Raw genomic sequence first — 23,362 nt, forward strand, 5'->3', positions numbered from 1 at the left:
TGGATAAATTCATACTTGTATTAGGCTTGTGGCAGCATTAGTTGAAGAAAACTCTGAAGAGTTTCCTTGGTTCCGCGCCGACAGACGGCAACGCACGGGCGCTGGAACGCCAATCCGGATGGCCGGGGCATGGGATGGCGCCCGGGGTATTCCTTTTCTTTTCATGGGGGTCGCTTGGCTGCGTCGGTCGAGTCCACGCGCCTGCTCCTGCTGGCCGAAACGCCGCAGTGGGCCCAGCTGCTGCGCGAGCATCTCGCCGCGCTGGGCAATGCGTATTCGCTGATCACCGCACCTTCCTGGGAGTCCGCCCGCAGCCTGTTCGACGAGGACGAGGTCGGCCTGGTGCTGGCCACCCCGGGCAGGCTGCCTTCGCGGGAGAACTGCCGGCTGCCGGTCATCCTGCTGCTGGAGCGCGAACCGGCGCAGGCGCCGGCCGGCGTGGCCGACTGGCTGACGCCGCAGCAACTGAGTGCCGAAGTGCTGCGCCGTTCCCTGCGCTACGCCCGCGAGCGCAGCGGCCTGGAGGCCACCCTGCAGCGCCTGGCCGAGCAGGACCCGCTGACCGGCATCGCCAACCGCCAGGGCTTCCAGACGCTGCTGGCCGCGCAGCTGGACGAGTTCCAGGGCCGCGGCCTGGCCCTCGGCCACCTCGACCTGGACAACTTCCGCCACGTCAACGACGCCCTCGGCCACCAGGCCGGCGACCGCCTGATCCTGCAGGTGGTGGCGCGCCTGCGCTCGCAGCTGGAGCACGGCGACCGCCTGGCCCGCCTGGGCAGCGACGAGTTCGCCCTGCTGCTGGACACCCGCCGCGACCCGCGTCGCGCCGAACGCCTGGCCGAGCGCATCGTCGAGGTGCTGGGCGAGCCCTACTGGGTGGAGGGCGAGAGCCTGCTGCTGGGCTGCAGCCTGGGCCTGGCCCATGCCCGCTCCGGCGACAGCGCCGACGCCCTGATGTGGCACGCGCACATCGCCATGCAGCAGGCCAAGATGGGCCAGGGCTGCACCTTCCACCTGTTCGACGAGCGCATCAACCGCGGCGCGCGCAGCCTGGCCGAGCTGGAGAGCGAGCTGCGCCGGGCCCTGCGCCGCGACGAACTGGAGCTGCACTACCAGCCGCGCCTGGACCTGGAGAGCGACACCATCGTCGGCCTCGAGGCCCTGGTGCGCTGGCGCCACCCCAGCCGCGGGCTGCTCACCCCGGGGGACTTCGTGCCCCTGGCCGAGGAGAGCGGGCTGATCGTGCCGCTGGGCTACTGGGTGATCGCCCGCGCCCTGCGCGACATGCAGTGGCTGCTCGGGCGCGGCCTGCCGCCGCTGCACATGGCCATCAACCTGTCGTTCCGCCAGTTCCAGGACAGCCAGCTGCTGCCCACGCTGCAACGGCTGATCGCCGAGCGCGGGGTGGATGCGCGCTGGCTGGAGTTCGAACTCACCGAAACCGCCGTGATGCGCCGCAGCGAGCAGGTCCTGCAGACCATGCAGACGCTGGGGCAACTGGGGGTGCGCTTCTCCCTGGACGACTTCGGCACCGGTTTCTCCTCCTTCGTCCACCTCAACAGCCTGCCGATCACCCTGCTGAAGATCGACAAGAGCTTCGTCGGCGGCATGTCCGAGCGCGCGGAGAACCGCCAGCTGGTGCGGGCCATGATCAACCTGGCGCACAACCTCAACCTGGAAGTGGTCGCCGAGGGCGTGGAAAGCGCCGAACAGCGGCAGCTGCTGCGCCAGTTCGGCTGCGACCAGGTGCAGGGCTACTGGATCAGCCGCCCTCTGCCGCTGGCGGAGCTGGCGCGCTTCCTGGTGTTCGGCGCCGGGCGCGCGCTCAGGCAGCGGGACCCGGCCGGTAACTGAAGCCCGGCGCCACGGCCGGGCGCAGCAGGCGCGCGGTGCGCGCCTCGAAGGCCAGGCACAGGCCCAGCGCGGTGCACGCCAGGCCCGCCGCCAGCCCCCACCAGACGCCGTGCGGGCCCCAGCCGAAGGGGAAGGCCAGCAGCCAGGCCAGCGGCACGCCCGCCAGCCAGTAGCCGGCCAGGCCCACCAGGAAGGTGGTGCGGGCGTCCTTGAGGCCGCGGATGGCGCCCATGGCGATGCTCTGCAGGCCGTCGAACAGCTCGAACCAGGCGGCGATCGCCAGCAGGCTCACGGCCAGTTGCACCACCGCCTGGTTGGCCGGCTGGTCGAGGTCCAGGAACAGGCCGATGACCTGGCGCGGCGCCAGCCAGAACAGTAGGGCGAAGGCGAACATGCACAGCGCGCCGAAGCCGATACCCACCCGCCCGGCGCGGCGCGCCTCGGGCAGGCGGCCGGCGCCGTAGTGCTGGCCGATGCGGAAGGTCACCGCGTAGGAAATCCCCACCGGCACCATGAAGGCCAGGTACACCGACTGGATGGCGATCTGGTGCGCGGCCAGCGCGGTGGTGCCGATGGCGCCCATGCACAGGGTGGCCACGGCGAACATCCCCGACTCCACCGCGTAGGTGCCGCCGATCGGCAGGCCCAGGCGCAGGGTCTCGGCGACCTGCCCGCGCTGCGGCCGGCCCAGGCCGCGCAACAGCGGGTAGCCGGCGTAGGCCGGGTGCCAGCGCAGGTACAGCGCGAGGATCAGCGGCAGGGCGTTCATCACGATGGCGGTGACCAGGCCGATGCCGGCCAGGCCCAGGCGCGGCAGGCCGAACCAGCCTTCGAGGAAGGCGTAGTTCAGGCCCAGGTTGGCCAGCGCGCCGAGCACGCTGATGGCCATCACCGGGCCGGGCCGCTCGATGGCGCTGGTGAAGCCGCGCAGCACCATGAAGGCCAGGTAGCCGGGCAGGGCGAAGAGAATGCTGTGCAGAAAACTCATGGTGCCGTGCACCGTCGCCGGCGCCTGGCCGAGCGCCAGCAGCAGCGCCTCCAGGTTCCACAGCAGGCTGCCGGCCAGCAGCGCCAGGCCCAGGCCGACCCACAGCCCGGCGCGGGTGGCGGCGGCCGCGCCGGCGCTGTCGTGCGCGCCATGCCGGATCGCCACCAGGTTGCCGGTGGCCGCCACCACGCCGCTGCACACGGTGGAGACGAAAGCGTAGGTGGAGGCGCCCAGGCCCCCGGCGGCCAGGGCCTCGGGGCCGAGCTTGCCCATCATCAGGGTGTCGGTGAAGACCATGGCGACATAGGCCAGCTGGGCGGCGATCAGCGGCCCGGCCAGGCGCAGGATCGCCCGCAGTTCGGTGTGGTAGGGGGTGTGCATGGCATGAGTCTGGCTTGGGCTGGGCCGTGTCCGGCGCGTCCCGGGTTCGTCGATTGGCCCATTCTGGTGGGGCGTGGGGCCTTCCCACAAAAGGAAAAAAGCGATGCAATACATGAGTCAGACTCATGCATGAAGGCCCGCCATGTCCCGCCGCCTGCCACCGCTCTATGCCCTGCGCGCCTTCGAGGCGGCCGCCCGGCACGCCTCCTTCACCCGCGCCGCCGAGGAACTGGCCATCACCCAGAGCGCGGTGAGCCGCCACGTGCGCACCCTGGAGGAGCACTTCGACTGCCAGCTGTTCCAGCGCCAGGGCCGCCAGCTGCGCCTGACCGAGCCGGCGCGCCTGCTGCTGCCGGGCCTGCGCGATGGCTTCGACGCCCTGGAGCGCGCCTGCGCCAGCCTGCACAGCGACGAGGACGTGCTGCGCCTGAAGGCGCCCTCGACCCTGACCATGCGCTGGCTGCTGCCGCGCCTGAGCATCTTCCGCATGGCCAACAGCGATATCGAGGTGCAGCTGACCAGCGCCTGGATGGACGTCGACGCGGTGGATTTCGCCCGCGAGCCCTTCGACTGCGCGGTGCTGCTCGGCGATGGGCATTTCCCCGCGGAATGGGAAAGCTGCCTGCTGTTCCCCGAGTGGCTGATCCCGGTCGGCGCCCCGCAGCTGCTCGACGATGGCCCCTGGGACGTCGGGCGGCTGGCCGCCGCGGAACTGCTGCACCCCACGCCGGACCGCCGCGACTGGCGCCGCTGGCTGCAGCGCATGGGGCTGTGCGACCAGGTGTCGCTCAAGGGCGGCCAGGTGTTCGACACCCTGGAGCTGGGCATAGTCGCGGCCACCCGCGGCTACGGCCTATCCATCGGCGACCTGGTGATGGTCGCCGAGGACGCCGCCGCCGGCCGCCTGGCCCTGCCCTGGCCCAGCGCTGTGGCCAGTGGCGAGAGCTACTACCTGGTGTGGCCGAAGGCGCGCCGGCAGCAGGAGCGCCTGCGCTGTCTGAGGGACTTTCTTCTCGCCGAAGTCAGCGCAATGCGACTGCCTCAGGTGGAAGTACTGGAGTAGGTTGTAGGACGTTTCCAGACCCCCTGCGGCCGGAATGCGCATGCGACGCCCAGCCGCCTGTCTGGCCCTTTTCCCCCTTGCTACGGTCGTGGAGGAGGGGGAAACGCCCGGCGCCAATGATGGGCCACAGCCCGCATCGCCGCGCCTTCCCCGACATTCGCAACCGGGGGAACATTCGATGAAAACCTGTGGACTACTGTTCGGCATCCTGTTGCTCGGCGGCCTGGCCAACGATGCCGTGGCCACCACCGAACTCCAGCACTGGCCGGCGCCCGCGGCGAAGCAGCTCGACGCGCTGATCGCGGCCAACGCCAACAAGGGCGCCTACGCCGTCTTCGACATGGACAACACCAGCTACCGCTACGACGTGGCCGAGGCGCTGCTGCCGTACCTGGAGAACCACGGCGTGCTGACGCGGGAGAAACTGGACCCGTCGCTGGCGCTGATTCCCTTCAGGGACCGCAAGGAGCATAAGGAAAGCCTGAATAGCTACTACACCCGCCTGTGCGAGTTCGACCACCGCGTCTGCTACCCCTGGGCCGCCCAGGCGCTTTCCGGCCTGACCCTGCGCGAGCTCAAGGGCCACGTCGACGCCATGATGGCGAGCGGCAAGCCGGTCAAGAGCGACTACTACGACGGCGACACCCTGCGCAGCGTCGAGGTGCAGCCACCACAGTTGTTCAGCGGCCAGCAGGAACTGTTCAACCGGATGATGGAGCACGGCATCGAGGTCTACATCCTCACCGCCTCCCACGAGGAACTGGTGCGCATGGTCGCCAGCGACCCGAAGTACGGCTACAACGTGAAGCCGGAGAACGTCATCGGCGTCAGTACCCTGCTCAAGGACCGCAAGACCGGCGCGGTGACCACCGCGCGCCGGCAGATCACCGAAGGCAGGTACGATCCCGAGGCCAACCTGGACCTGGAGTTCACCCCCTACCTGTGGACGCCGGGCACCTGGATGGCCGGCAAGACGGCGGCCATCCAGACCTACATCGACCCGTGGAAGAAGCCCATCCTGGTGGGCGGCGACTCGCCCAGCAACGACGGCCACATGCTGTTCCACAGCACCGCAGACGACGGCCTGCGCCTGTGGGTGAACCGCAAGGCCAGCTACATGGACCAGCTCGACGCCATGATCAAGGCCAACGCCGAGGCCCAGTCCGCCCTCGGCCAGCCGGCCGGCGCCGACAGGAACTGGCTGGTGGTCACGCCCGAGGAGATTCTCTGAGCCACCGGCGGGGCGGCCCGTTGCGCCGCCCCGCCGCTTCCAGGCATGCCCTGTCGCTCCTGGCCAAGTCCTGGCGCGCAGGCAACGCCCGAGGTCGCGTTCATCGCAGGACTGCAACACGGCTTTGCTAGGGTGAAGGCTGGACTAGTCCAGGGAACGGCCCGCGCCGGGTCTTTCCACCCACAAGACCACCTCGGGGGAAACCAGATGAAACCCATGCGCACCCTGCTCGCCGCGCTGCTGCTCGGCGGCCTGGCCAGCACCGCCTTCGCCGCCACGGAACTGGCGCACTGGCCGGCGCCGGCCGCCAAGCAACTGGACGCGCTGATCGCGGCCAACGCCAACAAGGGCGCCTACGCCGTCTTCGACATGGACAACACCAGCTACCGCTACGACCTGGAAGAGTCGCTGCTGCCCTTCCTGGAAATGAAGGGCGTGCTGACCCGCGAGAAGCTCGACCCGTCGCTGAAGCTGATCCCCTTCAAGGACGTGGGCGGCCACAAGGAAAGCCTGAACAGCTACTACTACCGCCTCTGCGAGGTCGACGACCTGGTCTGCTACCCCTGGGTCGCCCAGGTGTTCTCCGGCTTCACCCTCAAGGAACTCAAGGGCTACGTCGACGAACTGATGGCCTACGGCAAGCCGGTCCCCAGCACCTACTACGAGGGCGACGCGGTCAAGACCATCGAGATCCAGCCGCCCAGGGTCTTCACCGGCCAGCAGGAGCTGTACAACAAACTGATGGAGAACGGCATCGAGGTCTACGTGATGACCGCCGCCCACGAGGAACTGGTGCGCATGGTCGCCAGCGATCCGAAGTACGGCTACAACGTGAAGCCGGAGAACGTCATCGGCGTCAGCACCCTGCTCAAGGACCGCAAGACTGGCGCACTGACCACCGCGCGCAAGCAGATCAGCGAAGGCAAGTACGATCCCAAGGCCAACCTGGACCTGGAAATCACCCCCTACCTGTGGACCCCGGCGACCTGGATGGCCGGCAAGCAGGCCGCCATCCTCACCTACATCGACCAGTGGAAGCGCCCCATCCTGGTCGGCGGCGACACCCCCAGCAGCGACGGCTACATGCTGTTCAACGGCACCGCCGAGAACGGCATCCACCTGTGGATAAACCGCAAGGCCAAGTACATGGACCAGCTCGACGGCATGATCAAGAAGAACGCCGAGGCCCAGGCCAGGCTGGGCCAGCCGGTCACCGCGGACAAGAACTGGGTGATAGTGACGCCGGAGCAGATCCAGTGATCGCCGGATACCGCCAGCCAGGTGCATAGGTGAAGTTCTTAAGGATTATCCGTTCGCTGTTGCGGACTTGTCCGATCCTTAACGTGGGAATTTCTCCAGGGCACTGCTTGTAGCTTCACCTGAATGGGACCGGGCGGATTGTCCGCCCGGTCTGCATTTCAGGAGAGCGCCCATGCCCGTCGGTTCGCCAGCCTTTCGCGTCCTGGCCGTGCTCGCCCTGCTCGCGCCGATCGGTTCCCTGGCTGCCAGCGAGGATTTCAACGCTGCAGCGGTCGGCTCGTATCAGGAGCCCGGCTTCAACAGCAACCGGCAGTTCGCCGATGGCGAACAGGTCGACAGCATCGACCCCTTCAGCGGAGCGCTGAAGATAGTGACCAGGGACCTGTTCATTCCGGGCAACGGCGGCCTGGATATCGAGGTGCTGCGTAACTATCAGAGTGTCACCAATTCCCGGGGCCATACAGCAACGGCCACATCGAGAGGACGCCCTTCGGTACGGGATGGGACCTGCACTTCGGGCGTCTCTGGGTTTCGGATACCTACAATCGTCTTGCCCAGTCCGACAACAATCGCGGCTGCCAGATCGGGCAGGTGGCCTCCAACCTCAATCCCATTCTCGAATTACCCGATGGTTCGCGGCATGTCCTGGCCAATGGCGATGGCAGCGATCATGCCTTCGTCAGCAAGGCGCGCTGGATCGGCCGCTGCCTTCCCACCAAGCAGAACAAGGGGATGGCGGTCTGCTGGTGTTCTCCCCCGATGGCCGGAAGTACGTCTTCGACCTCCTTGGCACCGTTTCTCCGGACAAGCAACTGCGCAGCTATTTCGTCACGCGCATCGAAGATGCCGACGGAAATGCCCTCGACTTCAGCTACAACATTTCGAAATCCAACAAACTGGCACGGCATCACCTGCTCAAGCGCATCACGGCGACGGATGGACGCGTGGTCGACTTCAGCTACCACGACGAGAATGGCCCGAGGGCCGTGCTGACGGGCGTTTCCGCCAATGGCGTCAGCATCGGTTACGGCTATGCCGACGCCAACTGGAACGTCGGAGCCAAGCCCCACTACCTGACCAGTGTGAACTACCCCGACGGCACTCGCTGGGCGTATGCCTACAACAATGCGAACTCGTTGGTGGGTACCGTGCCCGGTCGTTTCTCGATGACCGGCATGACCAGTCCGCTCGGCCTGCGTGTCGGTTACGCATACGGCTTCCAGCAGATGGGCGTCGATCCTGCGGAGAAGCTCAACGTCGTACAGCGCAGGACCCTGTCCGGGATATTGGGAACGCAGCCGCGCGACCTCGTCTGGGAGTACCAATACGTCAAGGGCTTCGCTCCCGGGAACGACCAGACCTTCGAGCGAGGGCCGCTGCAGTGCGTCACCTACGAGCATGTAGGTACCAATACCATCGCCAATGGCGCCTCGGGTGTCGACCAGGGCCTGTGGAAGGTCGGCAGTCTGGTGCGCAAGACCATGACTGGCCGGGCGGGAGTGGGCTGCGGGCCGACATTGCGTGAGGAGACCTACGCCTGGGACCGCCAGGAGATTTCCCCGCAGAAGGAAATGCGCCGCTACAACCTGCTCGTCGAGAACAGGACCCGGGCCCCCGTACTGGTCCAGCGCGCCATCACCCAGGATGGCGCCACCTATGTGACCCGCTACACCCACGATGCCTACGGCCAGCCGTTGACCGTGGCCGAGCAGGGGCAGGGCAGCAGGACGACCCGGTTTCGCTATACCCGTCCGGGCGGGCGCTGGATGCTCGGCAAGGTTTCCCACCAATCCATTTCGGGTATTCCCGGCGAGATAGCCAACAGCTATACCGGCAGCGGCCGGCTGGCACAGAAATCAATGTTCGGCGTGGTCACTCGCTATGCCTACAGTGCCGGTGGCGACCTGACCAGCGAGACCGATGCCAATGGCCATGTCACCACGTATGCCGACCACTTCCGGGGAATTCCCAGGCTGACTCGCCAGGCCGATGGCGGGCTGGTCCGGCGTACGGTGAACCCTACCGGCACCCTGGCGTCGCTGACCGATCCATTGGGCCGGGTCAGCAGCTATACCTACGACGCGATGAACCGGGTAACCCGCATCCAGTTACCGAAAAGCAGCCATACCCGCTACGACATCAACTATGCCTTCGGTCCCACGGGCGTCATGCAGACGGCCGTTCGTGCCGGCTATACGCTGGCCAGGCAATACAACTCCCTGGGCCAGCTCATCGTCCAGATCGAGGCCGGCGGTGCATCGACCATCGAGACTGCTGCCATCTACCGGGCGGATGGCCAGAAGATAAGTCTTTCGCTGCCCGGCTACGGGGGGCTGAATCCCCATGCCCAATATTACGAGTACGACGGCCTCGGGCGGCTCACGCGAGTGCGCCATGCCGATGGCAGCGCCGCCACGACCGCCCATGGCGCAGGCAACGTCCAGACGCAGTGGGACGAGAACGGCAACGCGACTACCAGCCATTACCTGGCCTATGGCGACCCGGACCAACGCGAACGGGTACGCATCGAACAGCCGGGGGCGTCGTCACCCGTGTCGGCCGTGATCCCCTGGGGCGCGTCACCGTGCTCGAACAGGGTGGCCTGCGGCGCACCTATGCCTATGACAGCCGTGGTTTCCTGGTGAGCGAATACAACCCGGAAACCCTGACGACCCAGTATGGGTACGATGCTGTAGGCAACCGTATCAGCCGCAAGGTCGGTGCGGCGGCCACCGACCATTTCATCTACGACGCCATGAACCGCCTGGTGTCGAGCAGCTATGGCGGCGTACAGACGTTCACCCGCAGCTACGATCCGGGTGGCCGGCTGGTGCGCCAGACGTCCTATCAGGGCACTGTCTGGGACTTCGCCTACAACGCCCACGACCAGATCATCCGCGAGACCCTCACCGAGCCCGGCGCATCGCGCGCGCTGACCATGGGGTATGGCTACAACTCGCGGGACCAGTTGCACACCATCACCTACCCCAGTGGCCTTGAGGTCTTCTACAACCCCGATGTGTATGGGCGCCCGACCCAGGTGGGTGCTTTCGCCCATGGCGTCAGCTTCCATGCCAATGGCGCGCTACGCTCGCTGACCTACGCCAACGGCAGGACCCTGAGCATCGGCCAGGACCCCCGGCGCCTGCGCCCGACCGACAGGCGCGTGGGCGGGCTACCGCAGTTCAACGTGCCCATGGCGCTGCGCTATGGCTATGACACTGCCGGTAACCTGACCCAACTGGTCGACGAGGTGGATGGCCGTCACAGTCAGTCGATGCGCTACGACGGGCTGAACCGCCTCGTGTCCGCCAATGGCGCCTGGGGTGAAGCGAGCTATGGCTATAACGGCCGCGGCGACCTGACCTTCCAGCAGACCGGTGGCGCCCGGATCGACTACAGCTACGACGGCCAGGGGCGCCTTGCCGCGCTCAATGGCTCCCTGAATGTCGGTTTCACCTACAACAATCGAGGCAACGTCACCCAGGGACGGTCGCGCTACATGTATAACAACGCGAGCCAGATGTTGCAGTACTGCATCAGCCCGCAATGGGACTGTCCCTTCCCCAGCGAAACCTACCGCTACGATCCACGTGGCTACCGCAGTGCGACTGCATTCGCCAACGGCACCCAGGTGTTCTCCCTGTATGGCCAGGAGGGGCGCTTGCTGCGCGAGGACTTTCCCGTCGATGGCGGGTTCGTCGAGCACATCTACCTGGCGGATGAGCGGATCGCCTCCCGCATGCAATGCGAGTTCGTCGACGACGACGGCAACGGCGTCTCCAACTGCAAGGAAAAGCGCTACCCGGTGAATGGTCGCCAGGGCACCGTTTTCTGACTATCGGCCAGGGGGAACGATCATGCGTCAATGGATAAAGCTGGCTGGCCTTTGCCTGCTGCTGCTCTGCGGCATGGTTAACGCCAACGAGGTCTTCGTCACCTACTACCACAACGACCATCTGGGCTCGCCGGTGGCTGCCACCGACGAAACCGGAAACCTGCTCTGGCGAGAGCATTACCGGCCCTATGGAGAACGCCAGGACCGCCCCGGCTACCAGGGCTACGGCACGCTCGGTTTCACCGGTCATGCGCAGAACCAGGCCAACGGCCTGGTCTATGCCGGGGCTCGCTATTACGACCCCTTGATAGGGCGATTCCTGTCGGTGGATCCGAAGGAGGCCAGCGAGGAAACACCGGGAAGTTTCAATCGCTATGCCTATTCCCTGAACAATCCCTACGGCTACAGCGATCCGGATGGACGTTGGGTGGCCGCCGCGTTGGGTGTGCTGGATGCTGGATTGACGATCCATGGCATCTATTCCGAGTACCGCAGGGGCGGAATGGAGGCCGCGCAGGCGGAGGTGGGCAAGGCTGTAGCGGCTCATTTGGTGGGAGGTTTGGCCGGGAATGTACTCAGGCGGGGGTATATTCTGGCAAAGGAAGGATCCATTGCTGCAAAAGCAACAATAGCAATACCTGAAAACCGAGTTGGTCATATCTTTAGAAAGGCTGAAGGACACATACCCGATAATCCCGCCAATCGAGAGTTACTTACAAACTTGGCGAATGACAATAAATCAGTGCTTGGGGTGGATCGCCACGGAACCATCTGGTCTGCGAAGTTATTGCCGGATGGTAGCCAGGCATGGGTGCAAACAAGAGGAGGCCAGGTGATCAATGGCGGAATTAATAAAGCACCTAAGCCATATGACCCTGAAAGAGGATTGGCATCACTTAAGCCAAGAGGAAGTAAAGATGGAAAATGATAAAAGATTGACTCTAGAACAAGCTTTTTGTGCGATGTTTTACTTTCTTGAACATGAATATGAGCTAACAAAATCTGAGGACATAGCGATAATACTTAGCTCTCTTGATTGGACAGTCTTGTCTGATAACTCGGGACCGCCAGATCCTGCAGCATGGGACGATTGGCTTGAAGCAGTAAAGAAAGCCAAAAAAGACAATCCTGCTTGGTAGTTGAGTTGCTGCTTGCGCGGGTAACTGCTAGATATAGGGAACATCTAGTTTTCATGCCTTTCGCGTATTTCCTCTCATATTGAAAGTTTTACTAATAGTCCAGGCTCTTTTCTGCAGTTTAGTGACGGGTTGACGGCTTGTTAAATGGAGTGGCTTTTTTATTCGAGGCTTTAAATTTTCTAACCTGAGTTAAGGCGGGTTGGAGGATCGAGCGTCATATTGAACGAGGTCGCACTACAATAGCGCTGGATCTTTTTCTGGATTTCTAGACGTCAAGGGACGGCATGAAGCTTGAAATTGACAAAGACTTCGAGTTACTAGGATATAGCGATTGTCGCTATAAGAAACTGACCATCGAGGTCCAATATAAAGGAGAGCCTGTCGCTCAGATTAATCAAGATATGGGGAGGGATAGGTTAGAGTTAGAAATTTTTGTCGGGCTAGGTAGTTCAAGCCTGAAAGTTCCGTTGTCTGGATTTGTAGATGCTTTGATTCTGGCCAGGGACTCAATTTCGAAAGAAATTGAATGCTGAACGTATTCCAAAAATATTCGATTGTTGGAATAGGTGCACGTGGAAACCCAACTGTGGAATTTGGACGGTCAGTAGGTGTTGGCGGAAGAACTGGTCCAACTGTTACAAGAGGGTAAAGGTTGGCTAGTGATATTTTTTCGGGTCGTAATGCTCGGTGAGATAAATCAAGATATAAGAGCTATAGCTGTTGGATATAGTGGTAATGGTGAGTTATTGATCCGCTATTTTCTTGATCGTAAATTAATTGATTTTGATCGATAAGTTTAATATAGATCACCTGAATACAGTCGAACCTAAACGGGATTTTACTCCCCTTTGTAGGTTTGTTTACTCTCGGCGGGAGAGGATCTAAGTTGCAAGGTTAATCGGATCTAAACTTGGCGTTCAAGCCAGGCTTGGTGATTCTGTTAGTCGTGAGCTGCTTGCAGGGGCTGGAAATTTTCAGATTTTATATTTTTAGACTTTGTGAGAGTTTTACAGTTTGGAAAAAAGAGATAGCTCCCTCCAGTCATTCGACTATCTGCTCATTCTGCGAGGGGCTTGCGCCTTTGCAGTGGTGTTGAGACATTATCCGTTTGAGTTCTATACGGCTCTTGGTACCTCCCACCTGGAGTGGCTGTTGCGACCCTTCGGCTACATACCGGTTCTTGTTTTTTTCTGCTTGAGTGGGTTTCTGATTACCCAGAACTTTATACTCGGTCGTTATGAGCCGGGTTCTATTTTAGGTGTTTGGGGGACTACAGAAATAGAGCGTTGAGAGTGTTGCCGTTGTATTATTTTTCTATTCTCGCCTGTGTCTTGATCTATTGGCCCGAGTCATTCTATCGCTGGGATGAGACTCTGGCTTTGTTTGGGTTCGTTGGTGCATATAAGATTGATGGTGGCATAATTTTCAATCATGTTTACTGGAGCCTTCCTGTCGAGGTGGTTTTCTTCGTCCTGGCGCCAGTCTTGTTCTTTTTCATGCGTTGGCTCTGCTTGAGCCTTGGTGCGCTTGGAGCCTTGCTCTTCATTATTCTTGCATACTTTATATACAGCGCAATTGTATTCTGGGATATTCCTTATGACGATGGCTTTTTAATGAGTCGCGTGATATGGAACCGACTGGCTCACCATGATGTGATTTACAATTTCGAAGTGTTTCTTCTGGGCGGGATTGCGGCCTTTTATGTCAATGGTCAATCTCGGAGAGGTACTGTGCGTGGCCAATTGTTTTTCAAAGTTTCACTGGCATCGTTGATTCTGCTGATGTTCGCGAGAACTGGAATTGTAGGAGATGCTCTGTTTCAGAAAGGCAAGGTTGACGCCTTCACTCTCTACCTTCTCTTGCCATTGCTTGGACTCTGGTTCCTGGGCTTTACGATGCTTTACGCCAAGCCGCAGCTTATCCGCGTGTCGCGGATTGGTTTGCTCTTCCGACGGGCTCTTGAGGCACTAGGGCATTGGTCATATGGAGTTTATCTCTTTCATATGCCGATTCTTTCCATCGTCGAGAAATTCGATATCCTCTCCGGTAGTGCATACCAGAACTCTGTCATGAGTTTCCTGGCGTTGATTTGCGTAATTGCCTTTTCGGCGATGACTTATCGTTTAATAGAAAAGCCTGTAATGAGGTTCAGGATGCGCTCCGGTCATTTGGTATCGAGTTCGGCGTGAGTTTGGTCGGTTATCACGCCCCGGCTCAGCGCCGGGGCTCGGCCAACTGCTGCAGGCCATGCTCCAGGCTGGCAGCGGACAACTCGCCCATGTGGCTGTGGCGCAGCCGGCCGTCGGCGGCGTAGAAGAACGTGGTCGGCATGCCGTAGGCACCGGTGGCCTGGCCGAACTGGTTGCCGCTGTCGAGCAGGACTTCCCGGGGCTTCAGGTGCTGGCTGGCGAGGAAGCCGGCCACGGCCTCGGCCGACTCGCCCTGGTTGGCCAGCACGAAGCGTACGTCCGGGCGCGCCTGCTGGGCGGCTTCCAGCACCGGCATCTCGCGCCGGCAGGGTGGGCACCAGGTGGCCCAGAGGTTGACCACCAACGGGCGGCCGTCCAACTGGCCGAGATTCACCGGCCGGTCTTGAAGGTCGCTCAGCGCCAGGGCCGGCAGTCGCTGGCCGCGGTCCAGGGCGGAGACCAGCGCGGTGCCGCCTCCCCAGACGCAGACGCCTGTCACCAGGGCGATGGCCAGCGGCCGGCGCAGGCCGTCGTTGCGCCAGGCCAGCCAGGTGCCGAGCAATGCCGCGGCGAGTGCGCCCGGCCAGGCCAGGAAGCCGCCGTCGCGGATGTCCAGCACGCCCCAGGGCGCCGCCGCGTATTGCCCTGCGTAGCGCGCGACGAAGGCCAGGCGCGCCACCAGCAGGCCGGCCAGGAGCATGGCGAACAGCGCCCCCTCGGGGTTGCCGCCACGCCTGCGCCCGGCCAGCCAGCCGCCCAGCAGTGCGGCGAGGAAGCCCAGGTAGAGCAGGGCCTGGGGCATGGGAATGGCGAGCGGGCCGAGGATCAGGCTGGTCATGGCGGTCTCCGGGAGGCGGGTCGCGAGTATCGCAGTCCCGCGCTGCCGGGCGTGAGCGGTGCTGTGGATAAATGTTTCGACCCCATATTGCCCCGAGGCACGGCGTTCCCCCGTAGGAGCGGACTTCGTCCGCGATAGCCGGAGGTTCCGGCGCGGTTCGCGGATGAGATCCGCTCCTACGCCGCTCACCCACGCCATTCCACTGTAGGAGCGCGCCCTGCGCGCGAAATCGCGGGCAGGGCCCGCTCCTACAGGGAAATGCCACACCTTCCGGCAACCTGTAGGAGCGAGCTTGCTCGCGAACGGACTTCGCAGCGGGGTTTATTCGCGAGCAAGCTCGCTCCTACGAAGAGCATTTCGGCGCGGGCCGCAAGACAGTTGCTCCTACGACCGTGCCTCCTCACGCCAGGGCTGTGTCTTCCCCGGCCTCGGCGTGCAGCTCCTCCACCAGACGCGTGGCGCAGGCGCCGACCTTGCGCACGGCTTCTTCGATGCGCGGCAGGTCGCGGTTGGAGTAGTTCAGGCGCAGGCAATTGCGGTACTTGCCGGAGGCCGAGAAGATGCTGCCGGCCGCCACCTACACGCGCTCGGCCTGCAGTTCGCGGTTCAGCCGCACGCTGTCGAACTGCGGGTGCAGTTCCACCCAGAGCATGAAGCCGCCCTGTGGCCGGGTGGCGCGGGTGCCCTCGGGGAAGTAGCGGGCGATCCAGTCGGTCATCAGGTCGCGGTGGCGCTGGTACTGGGCGCGCATGCGGCGGATGTGCGGCTCGTAGTGGCCGCCGCCGACGAACTCGGCCAGGGCCATCTGCGGCTGCGGCGCGCAGGTGCCGCTGGCGATGTACTTGAAGTGGAGGATGCGGTCCAGGTAGCGCCCCGGCACCACCCAGCCGGTGCGCAGGCCCGGCGCCACCGTCTTGGAGAAGGAGCTGGCCAGCAGCACGCGGTCGTCGGTGTCGAACGACTTGATGCTACGCGGCCGCGGGTAGGCATAGGCCAGCTCGCCGTAGATATCGTCCTCGAGGATGGGCACGTCGTAGCGCTGGGCCAGGCTGAGCAGGGCGCGCTTGCGCGCGTCGGGCATGATGTAGCCCAGCGGGTTGTTGCAGTTGGGGGTGAGCAGGATCAGCTTCACCGGCCATTGCTCCATGGCCAGCGCCAGGGCTTCCAGGCTCACCCCGTTGGTCGGGTCGGTGGGGATTTCCAGGGCCTTCAGGCCGTACGCCTTGAGCGCCTGCATGGCGCCGTGGAAGCTCGGTGAGTCGATGGCGACGATGTCGCCCGGCTGGCAGATGGCGTGCAGGGTGATGGCCAGGGCCTCCTGGCAGCCGGTGGTGATGACGATTTCGCTGGGCGGCACCTGGCAGCCGGAGTCCAGCATCAGCCGGGAAATCTGTTCGCGCAGGGCCAGCGAGCCCTGGATGCCTTCGTAGCCCAGGGCCTGCAGGTCGGTGCGCCGCGCGGCATTGGCCATGGCGCGCTGCAGCGGCTTGAGTGAAGGGCTGGCGATGTCCGGGGTGCCGCGGCCGAGCTGGACGAAATCGCCGCCGGGGGCGCGGCGCACCTGCTCCAGCACCTGGTCCCACTGCGATACGTCCACCGGCCGCTGCGCCGGGCGGGTCATCGCCGGCATGGCCGGTTGCGGGCGTCGTTCGGGGACGAAGAAGCCGGACTTGGGCCGCGGCTCGACCAGCCCTGCATCCTCCAGCACCCGGTAGGCCTGCTGCACGGTGCTGATGCTGACGCCGTGCTCCTCGCTTAGCGCGCGCACCGAGGGCAGGCGGTCGCCGGGGCGGTAAAGCCCCTGCTCGATGCGTTCGCCCAGGGTGCTGGCCAGTTGTGCGTAGCGCTTCATGACAGTTGCCCCGTGCCGCGCCATGGCGGCGAAGACCAGTACAGATCGGGCAAAAATACGCCATTCAGTTGGTTTTTTCCGCTTTCTGTATGGAAAAAATTCCATTTCTTTGAATCTGTAATGAAGCGAGCCCATTCGCCACCCTATCCACAGGCTCGGAGAAGGAGGGGCGACATGAACGGCATGACAGATGTGCGCTTGACCCTGTACCAGCGCGAACTGCTCGGCCTCGACGACGGCAAGCTGGTCCCGCGCGGCCCGGCGGAAAGTCGCTGGCGGCAGTTCTGGCGGCGGGTGCGCACGCGCAGGCAACTGCTCGAACTCAGCGACGAACAGCTGCGCGACATCGGCATTTCCCGCGAGCAGGCGCGCATCGAGGCGCTGCGGCCGTTCTGGCGCTGCTGAGCTTCAGTGCCCGGCGCGGTATTGCAGGGCTTCGGCCAGGTGCGCCCGGGCGATGCGCTCGGCGCTTTCCAGGTCGGCCAGGGTGCGGGCGACCTTGAGGATGCGGTGCAGGGCGCGCAGGGACAGGTCCAGGCGCTCGCCGGCGGTTTCCAGCCAGGCCTGGTCCTGGTCGTCCAGTGCACAATTCTGGTGCATCGCCTTGAGGTCGAGAACGGCGTTCGCGCAACCCTGCCGCGCCATCTGCCGCTCGCGGGCGCGGGCCACCTGCGCGGCGACCTCGGCGCTGCCCAGGCAGCCCTCCTGGGGACGAGGCGCGTGGTCTCGCGGCCCACGGTCAGGTGCAGGTCGATGCGGTCCAGCAGCGGGCCGGACAGCTTGGCGCGGTAGCGCTGGATCTGCTCCGGGGTGCAGCGGCAGCGGCCGCTGGGGTCGCCGAGGTAGCCGCAGGGGCAGGGGTTCATCGCCGCCACCAGTTGGAAGCGCGCCGGGAAGCGCACCCGGCCGTTGGCCCGGGCGATCACGATTTCTCCCCCTTCCAGGGGCTCGCGCAGCACTTCCAGGACCTTGCGGTCGAATTCCGGCAACTCGTCGAGGAACAGCACGCCTTCGTGGGCCAGGGTGATCTCCCCCGGTTGCGGCCGGCTGCCGCCGCCCACCAGCGCGGCGGCCGAGGCGCTGTGGTGCGGCTGGCGGAACGGGCGCTGCGGCCAGTGCGTCAGCGGCCCACGCCCGGACACGGAGTGGATGGCCGCCACCTGCAGCGCCTCGTCTTCGCTCAGCGGCGGCAGCAGCCCCGGCAGGCGGCTGGCCAATAGCGTCTTGCCGGTGCCCGGCGGACCGCTCAGCAGCAGGTTGTGCGACCCGGCGGCAGCCACCAGCAGGGCGCGCTTGGCCGCGGCCTGGCCCTGGACCTCGGCGAGGTCGGGGTAGGGCGGGGTTTCCCGCAGCAGGCCGCGGGCCTGGTAGGGTGGCAGGGGCGCCTGGCCGGTCAGGTGCGCGGCCAGCTCCAGCAGGTGGCCCACGGCGTAGACGGTCAGGCCGCTGGCCAGGCTGGCTTCCTCGGCGTTTTCCTTCGGCACCACCAAGGCGCGGCCCGCCGCGCGCGCCGCCAGGGCGGCCGGCAGCACGCCCTGGACCGGGCGCAGGGCGCCGGACAGGGCCAGTTCACCGAGGCATTCCAGGCCGTCCAGGTTGGCGCCGGCCAACTGGCCGTTGGCGGCGAGCAGGCCCAGGGCGATGGCCAGGTCGAAGCGCCCGCCGTCCTTGGGCAGGTCGGCCGGGGCGAGGTTGAGGGTGATGCGCCGGGCGGGGAACTCGAAGCCGGCGTTGAGGATGGCGCTGCGCACGCGGTCCTTGCTTTCCTTGACCGCGGTTTCCGGCAGGCCGACCAGGGTCAGCGACGGCAGGCCATTGGCCAGGTGCGCCTCGACGGTGACACCGGGGGCTTCCACGCCCACCTGGGCGCGGCTGTGGACGATGGCCAGGGACATGGCAGGGCAGCTTCTTCCAGAGCAAACCCCGAGTTTAGGAGGTCACTGATGCCGGGGTCATGCTCGCTGCCGCTGTAAGGGCGCTAATGTCCGGTAGGAAACTTCTCGTTGGTCAGGGGCAATGGAAGGGGGCTTTCGTAAGCCGGCCCAAGTCGATGCCGTGCAGCCACGCGCCAGGTCATTCGGCCTCGGCGGGCGGCGCGAGTTTGGCCTCCAGTTCGGCGACCTTGGCTTCCAGCGCCTCCAGGCGGGCGCGGGTGCGGGCGAGCACCACCATCTGGCTGTCGAACTCGTCGCGGCTGACCAGGTCGAGCTTGCCGAAGGCGCTCTGCAGCAGGACCTTGAACTGCGCCTCCAGCTCGGCGCGGGGCAGCGGCGATTCACCGCCGAAGAGGCGGATGGCCTGTTGGCCGAGGGCGTCGAGGAAGGCTTTGGGCGGCAGCATGGCGAGGGTTTCCAGTTGGGACTGGGTGGGGAGTCTATCACGCTGCCCGGTGCCGCTGGCGCGGACCGGGGCAGCCGCCGCAGGTTCTGCGTGCTAGCGCGGGGCATCGGCCTGGGCCGTGGACAGGTCCGCGAAGACCTTGGCGAACATGGGCGCCAGGAGCCGGCTGCCCGCCGCGTTCAGGTGGTTGTCATCGGCGTAGTAGGCCTGTCCTTCCCGGCCGCCGTAGCACTGCCCTTCGTCGCACAGGTAGGGAAGCGGATCGAGAATGTTCACGCCGCAGGCTTCGCGGGCGCGGTCCTGCACGCCCCAGACGAAGCCGTTGCGCGCCTCGTAGTCGGCCCGGCTGAGGGTGACTTGCGGCGCCTTCCCCTGGAGCATCTTCCTGCTCATCACATCCGGCACGTCGACGCGCATTTCCGGTATCGGCCGCACCAGGTAGACCGGGCGCTGCCGCGCCAGGGCGCAGGCGTGGTCGATGTAGAGCCGGGTGAACGCCTCGAGCCATTCGCTGCTGGGCTCGTCCACGGGCGAGCTGACGTAGGCCTGCGGCCGGTTCTTGCGGTTCTGGTCGATGCCGTTGTAACCCAGCGGGTAGACGGAGGTGCGGGTAACGATGATCAGCGGCACCCGGCTGGGCGCGTCGCCGAGTTCGGCCGGCAACTGCCGGCGCATGCGGTTGCAGGTGTCCTCCGGGTTGTCGCGCGGGTGTTCGCGGATGTGCAGCCCGGGAACCGGCAGGCAGGCCGGCGCGGCCCGCAGGTAGATGCCCTGGCCGGCGTCAGGCAGTGCGAGTTGCGCGGCGGTGACCACGGAGGCGGCGTGGCTGTCGCCGATGAGCATGGCCTGGATGTCCGGCCCGCCATACACGCAGCCCGCGCCCTTGCTCAGGCACTCCCCGTTGCGCGGCGTGCCCTGCAGGGCCTGTTCCCGCATCGCCAGGATGTCCGCGGGCATCCGTTGCGGGAAGCCTTTCGCCCTGACCACCACCTGCGCCATGTAGCCGGCAAGGATCATCAGGCCGGCCAGTCCGGCCACGGCGAACGCTCGCCGGCTAGTGCCCAGCCAGCGCCGCGTCGGTTGTTCCACCAGCCGGTAGGAGAGCTCGCCCAGCAATAGTGTCAGCAGCAGGGCTGCGGCGATCCACAGGGGTGCTTGCCGGTGGCCGGCATGGAACAGCCAGGCGACCAGCGGCCAGTGCCACAGGTACAGGGAGTAGGAACGCGTGCCCAGCCACTGAACGGCGCCATGGGTGCACCACGACGAGGCTTCCCGCCGGGCCGCCAGCACCATGGCGGTTCCCAGGGTCGGCAGCAGCGCCAGCGCACCGGGCCAGGCGGCGGACTCGTCGAGCAGGAACACCGACGCCCCTATCAGCGCCAGGCCGCCGGCTTCCAGCAGGCGCCGCGCCGTCGCCGGGAGCCCGAGGTTCGAGCAGAGCAGGAAGCACAACCCGCCCAGGAGCATTTCCCAGGCGCGGGCGGGCAGGAGGTAGAAAGCCTTTTCCGGATGGCTGGCGGTCAGCGTGATGCACAGCGCCAGCGAGCAGGAGAACAGCGCCAGGTGCACGCCCACGAGCGTGCCGCGCCGGGGCAGCAGCTTCCAGGCGAGGGCGAGGATTAGCGGCAACGCCAGGTAGAACTGCCACTCGACGGACAGCGACCAGGTGTGCAGCAGCCATTTTGCCTGGCTGGCGCTGTCGAAGTAGCCGGCTTCCTTCAGATACAGGTGATTGGACAGGAAGGCCAGGGACTGTCGGGCGTGCCGGCCGAGGGTCTTGTAGTCGTTTGGCGCGAGCAGCAGCCAGCCGACGGCCAGCACGACCGCGCAGACCACCAGCAACGCCGGAAGGATGCGTCTGGCCCGGGCCCAGTAGAATGCCAGGACGGAGAAGTCGCCACGCTGCAGGCCGGTGCCGATGATCCCCGCCATGAGGTAGCCGGAGAGCACGAAGAACACATCCACGCCGGCGAATCCGCCGTCCAGTCCGCCGACGTCGAAGTGATAGAGGGTGACCGCGACCACCGCCAGGGCGCGCAGGCCGTTGATGTCCTGCCTGAAGTGGTTGGCGGGCGTGGGTTTCGTCTGGCCGGACCGGGCGCGGCGGCTGGGGAGAAGGCTCATCGCTGGTTTTCCGCAAATCGGCGAAAGATAGGTCTTTCGACTCCTGCGGCGACGCCCGCTCGGATGCTGAGGAACTTGCCTTCAGGCTTTCGGAAAATCCCTTCGGAGAGATGGCCCTGGTCCAGCGCTGGTCGAGCCTCTTCCCTATGGCGCAGCCCGGATGGCCCAGGTCGGCCCCCGGGTTGGCGGGAAAAAGGGGGCGCTGCACGATTTTTGCGCAGGCTTGGCGGCATGACTGCCCGGTTCTGGTGCGCGACATGGCACCCGGCCATCGCCCCGGCGCCGCTGTTTTTCGCTAAGAGGCTGAATCGGCGGGCTTTTCGCCGAGCTGGCAAGGTTCCTGCTTCGGCGCTGACATAGCGTGCACCGATGCAGGTCCGGTGCGGCTGGCGGAGCTGACGAGCGCTTCGCGGGAAGCGGCTGGAAGAGGTCGGAGTGCTGAGGTAGGGCGGCCGGCGCGTTACAAAGCCAGACACTGCGCTTAGACTTGTCCCCGGGTTCGTTTTCCTGGGGCGAGTCCACCAAAACACGGGAGAGAGTTTCATGAAGCTAGTCACAGCCATCATCAAGCCGTTCAAGCTCGACGACGTGCGCGAGTCGCTGTCCGAGATCGGCGTGCAGGGCATCACTGTGACCGAAGTCAAGGGCTTCGGCCGGCAGAAGGGGCACACCGAGCTGTACCGTGGTGCGGAATACGTCGTCGACTTCCTGCCCAAGGTGAAGATCGATGTGGCCATCGCCGATGACCAGTTGGACCGCGTCATCGAGGCCATCACCAAGGCCGCCAACACCGGCAAGATCGGCGACGGCAAGATTTTCGTCGTGAATCTGGAACAGGCGATCCGCATCCGTACCGGCGAGACCGGTACCGACGCCATCTAAGCCAACCGAACCCCCCGCCCCAGGAGAAACAACAATGACTCTGCGCAAGTTCGCAGGGCTAGGCGCCCTATTGCCCCTCGCAATGCCCGCACTGGCCATGGCCGACGAGGCAGCGGCCCCCGTCCTGAACAGTGGTGACACCGCCTGGATGCTGATTTCCAGCGCCCTGGTGCTGATGATGACCATCCCCGGCCTGGCGCTGTTCTACGGCGGCATGGTGCGCGCCAAGAACGTCCTGTCGATCATGATGCAGTGCTTCGCGATCACCGCGCTGATCAGCATCCTGTGGGTCGTCTACGGCTACAGCCTGGCCTTCGACACCGTCGGCATGGAGAAGGGCGTGATCAACTTCGCCTCCTTCGTCGGCGGCTTCGACAAGGCCTTCCTCAGCGGCCTGACCAGCGAAGGCCTGACCTCCGCCTCGGCGCTGTTCCCGGAAAGCGTCTTCGTGATGTTCCAGATGACCTTCGCGATCATCACCCCGGCGCTGATCGTCGGCGCCTTCGCCGAGCGCATGAAGTTCTCCGCGCTGCTGATCTTCACCGGCCTGTGGTTCACCCTGGTCTATGCCCCATCGCGCACATGGTCTGGAGCGGTGACGGCGGCCTGCTGTGGGACTGGGGTGTACTGGACTTCGCCGGTGGCACCGTGGTGCACATCAACGCCGGTGTCGCCGGCCTGGTGGCCTGCCTGGTGATGGGCAAGCGCAAGGGCTACCCGACCGCCGCCATGGCCCCGCACAACCTGGGCTACACCCTGGTCGGCGCCGCCCTGCTGTGGGTGGGCTGGTTCGGCTTCAACGCCGGTTCCGCCGCCGCCGCCAACGGCACCGCCGGCATGGCCATGCTGGTGACCCAGATCGCCACCGCCGCCGCCGCCCTGGGCTGGATGTTCGCCGAGTGGATCACCCACGGTAAGCCCAGCGCCCTGGGCATCGCTTCGGGCGTGGTCGCCGGCCTGGTGGCCGTGACCCCGGCCGCCGGCACCTGCGGCCCGATGGGCGCGATCATCCTCGGCCTGGCCGCCGGCGTGATCTGCTTCTTCGCCGCCACCAGCCTCAAGCGCGCCATCGGCTACGACGACTCCCTGGACGCCTTCGGCGTGCACGCCGTCGGCGGCATCGTCGGCGCCCTGCTGACCGGCGTGTTCGCCGCGCCCGCCCTGGGCGGCTTCGGCACCGTCACCGACATCGGCGCCCAGCTGTTCATCCAGTTCAAGGGCGTGGCCTTCACCATCGTCTACACCGGTATCGTCAGCTTCGTGATCCTCAAGGTGCTGGACCTGGTCATCGGCCTGCGCGTCACCGAGGAAGAAGAAACCGTGGGCCTGGACCTGGCCCTGCACAACGAGCGCGGCTACAACCTGTAAGTTCGCTCGGGTTCG

At 65.0% G+C, this 23,362-nt stretch carries 17 protein-coding genes and 3 pseudogenes; 13 read left to right on the forward strand and 7 right to left on the reverse strand.

Features of this window, described 5'->3' with window-relative positions; translation table 11 throughout:
• Positions 1-174: 174 nt before the first annotated feature.
• The gene (locus PKO50_RS31960; protein WP_275628247.1) at positions 175-1,854 is read left to right on the forward strand and encodes a bifunctional diguanylate cyclase/phosphodiesterase; all 1,680 of its coding nucleotides are present in this window, start codon (positions 175-177) and stop codon (positions 1,852-1,854) included.
• Here the strand turns inward: PKO50_RS31960 and PKO50_RS31965 are convergent.
• Entirely contained in the window at positions 1,826-3,223 is a 1,398-nt protein-coding gene (locus tag PKO50_RS31965) for a NorM family multidrug efflux MATE transporter (RefSeq protein ID WP_275628248.1), read from the reverse strand. The genes PKO50_RS31960 and PKO50_RS31965 overlap by 29 nt on opposite strands.
• 142 nt (positions 3,224-3,365) lie before the next feature.
• On the opposite strand from PKO50_RS31965, the gene PKO50_RS31970 reads away from it, so the two are divergent.
• The 3 genes from PKO50_RS31970 (at position 3,366) to PKO50_RS31980 (ending at position 6,777) form a co-directional block, all read left to right on the forward strand.
• Complete coding sequence (locus PKO50_RS31970) at positions 3,366-4,286, forward strand: LysR substrate-binding domain-containing protein (protein WP_275628249.1); 921 nt, start codon at positions 3,366-3,368, stop codon at positions 4,284-4,286.
• A 178-nt stretch (positions 4,287-4,464) separates the two neighbouring features.
• Positions 4,465-5,517 (forward strand): haloacid dehalogenase-like hydrolase, encoded by a 1,053-nt coding sequence (locus PKO50_RS31975; RefSeq protein WP_275628250.1) that lies wholly within the window; start codon positions 4,465-4,467, stop codon positions 5,515-5,517.
• 216 nt (positions 5,518-5,733) lie between these two features.
• Positions 5,734-6,777: a haloacid dehalogenase-like hydrolase gene (locus PKO50_RS31980; RefSeq protein WP_275630558.1), complete on the forward strand. Its 1,044-nt coding sequence runs from the start codon at positions 5,734-5,736 to the stop codon at positions 6,775-6,777.
• A 115-nt stretch (positions 6,778-6,892) separates the two neighbouring features.
• Here the strand turns inward: PKO50_RS31980 and PKO50_RS31985 are convergent, their stop codons facing one another.
• Positions 6,893-7,237 carry a hypothetical protein gene (locus PKO50_RS31985; protein WP_275628251.1) on the reverse strand — a complete coding sequence of 115 codons (345 nt, stop codon included), beginning with the start codon at positions 7,235-7,237 and terminating at the stop codon, positions 6,893-6,895.
• A 286-nt stretch (positions 7,238-7,523) separates the two neighbouring features.
• Between PKO50_RS31985 and PKO50_RS31990 the strand changes: the two genes are divergently transcribed.
• The 6 genes from PKO50_RS31990 to PKO50_RS32015 all read left to right on the forward strand — a co-directional run bounded on the left by PKO50_RS31990 (position 7,524) and on the right by PKO50_RS32015 (position 13,943).
• The gene (locus PKO50_RS31990) at positions 7,524-9,422 is read left to right on the forward strand and encodes a hypothetical protein (protein WP_275628252.1); all 1,899 of its coding nucleotides are present in this window, start codon (positions 7,524-7,526) and stop codon (positions 9,420-9,422) included.
• Positions 9,362-10,615: a hypothetical protein gene (locus tag PKO50_RS31995; protein ID WP_275628253.1), complete on the forward strand. Its 1,254-nt coding sequence runs from the start codon at positions 9,362-9,364 to the stop codon at positions 10,613-10,615. The genes PKO50_RS31990 and PKO50_RS31995 overlap by 61 nt, the downstream gene beginning before the upstream one ends.
• Before the next feature lie 22 nt (positions 10,616-10,637).
• A complete protein-coding gene (locus tag PKO50_RS32000; protein WP_275628254.1) occupies positions 10,638-11,543 on the forward strand; it encodes an RHS repeat-associated core domain-containing protein in 906 nt (301 codons plus the stop codon).
• The gene (locus PKO50_RS32005) at positions 11,533-11,754 is read left to right on the forward strand and encodes a hypothetical protein (RefSeq protein WP_275628255.1); all 222 of its coding nucleotides are present in this window, start codon (positions 11,533-11,535) and stop codon (positions 11,752-11,754) included. The genes PKO50_RS32000 and PKO50_RS32005 overlap by 11 nt, the downstream gene beginning before the upstream one ends.
• 284 nt (positions 11,755-12,038) lie before the next feature.
• Positions 12,039-12,287 carry a hypothetical protein gene (locus tag PKO50_RS32010; RefSeq protein ID WP_275628256.1) on the forward strand — a complete coding sequence of 83 codons (249 nt, stop codon included), beginning with the start codon at positions 12,039-12,041 and terminating at the stop codon, positions 12,285-12,287.
• 729 nt (positions 12,288-13,016) lie between these two features.
• A complete protein-coding gene (locus PKO50_RS32015) occupies positions 13,017-13,943 on the forward strand; it encodes an acyltransferase (RefSeq protein ID WP_275628257.1) in 927 nt (308 codons plus the stop codon).
• A gap of 25 nt (positions 13,944-13,968) precedes the next feature.
• Here PKO50_RS32015 and PKO50_RS32020 read toward each other — a convergent pair whose 3' ends face one another.
• On the reverse strand, positions 13,969-14,781 hold the full coding sequence (locus PKO50_RS32020) for a redoxin family protein (protein ID WP_275628258.1): 813 nt from the start codon (positions 14,779-14,781) through the stop codon (positions 13,969-13,971).
• 400 nt (positions 14,782-15,181) lie between these two features.
• Positions 15,182-16,633 (reverse strand): annotated as a pseudogene (locus tag PKO50_RS32025) (PLP-dependent aminotransferase family protein).
• Between the two features lie 174 nt (positions 16,634-16,807).
• On the opposite strand from PKO50_RS32025, the gene PKO50_RS32030 reads away from it, so the two are divergent.
• On the forward strand, positions 16,808-17,038 hold the full coding sequence (locus PKO50_RS32030; protein ID WP_275628259.1) for a DUF1127 domain-containing protein: 231 nt from the start codon (positions 16,808-16,810) through the stop codon (positions 17,036-17,038).
• Between the two features lie 3 nt (positions 17,039-17,041).
• Here the strand turns inward: PKO50_RS32030 and PKO50_RS32035 are convergent.
• The 3 genes and pseudogenes from PKO50_RS32035 to PKO50_RS32045 form a co-directional block, all read right to left on the reverse strand.
• A pseudogene (locus tag PKO50_RS32035) lies at positions 17,042-18,528 on the reverse strand (YifB family Mg chelatase-like AAA ATPase).
• 178 nt (positions 18,529-18,706) lie between these two features.
• Positions 18,707-18,973: an accessory factor UbiK family protein gene (locus PKO50_RS32040; protein ID WP_275628260.1), complete on the reverse strand. Its 267-nt coding sequence runs from the start codon at positions 18,971-18,973 to the stop codon at positions 18,707-18,709.
• A 93-nt stretch (positions 18,974-19,066) separates the two neighbouring features.
• A complete protein-coding gene (locus PKO50_RS32045) occupies positions 19,067-21,097 on the reverse strand; it encodes an acyltransferase family protein (RefSeq protein WP_275628261.1) in 2,031 nt (676 codons plus the stop codon).
• 543 nt (positions 21,098-21,640) lie between these two features.
• Between PKO50_RS32045 and glnK the strand changes: the two genes are divergently transcribed.
• Entirely contained in the window at positions 21,641-21,979 is a 339-nt protein-coding gene (gene glnK, locus PKO50_RS32050) for a P-II family nitrogen regulator (protein WP_003457590.1), read from the forward strand.
• Positions 21,980-22,013: 34 nt separating this feature from the next.
• A pseudogene (locus PKO50_RS32055) lies at positions 22,014-23,347 on the forward strand (ammonium transporter).
• The last annotated feature ends 15 nt before the right edge of the window (positions 23,348-23,362 follow it).

The organism is Pseudomonas sp. 273, assembly GCF_029201425.1.
GTDB classification, from domain to species: Bacteria; Pseudomonadota; Gammaproteobacteria; order Pseudomonadales; family Pseudomonadaceae; genus Pseudomonas; species Pseudomonas delhiensis.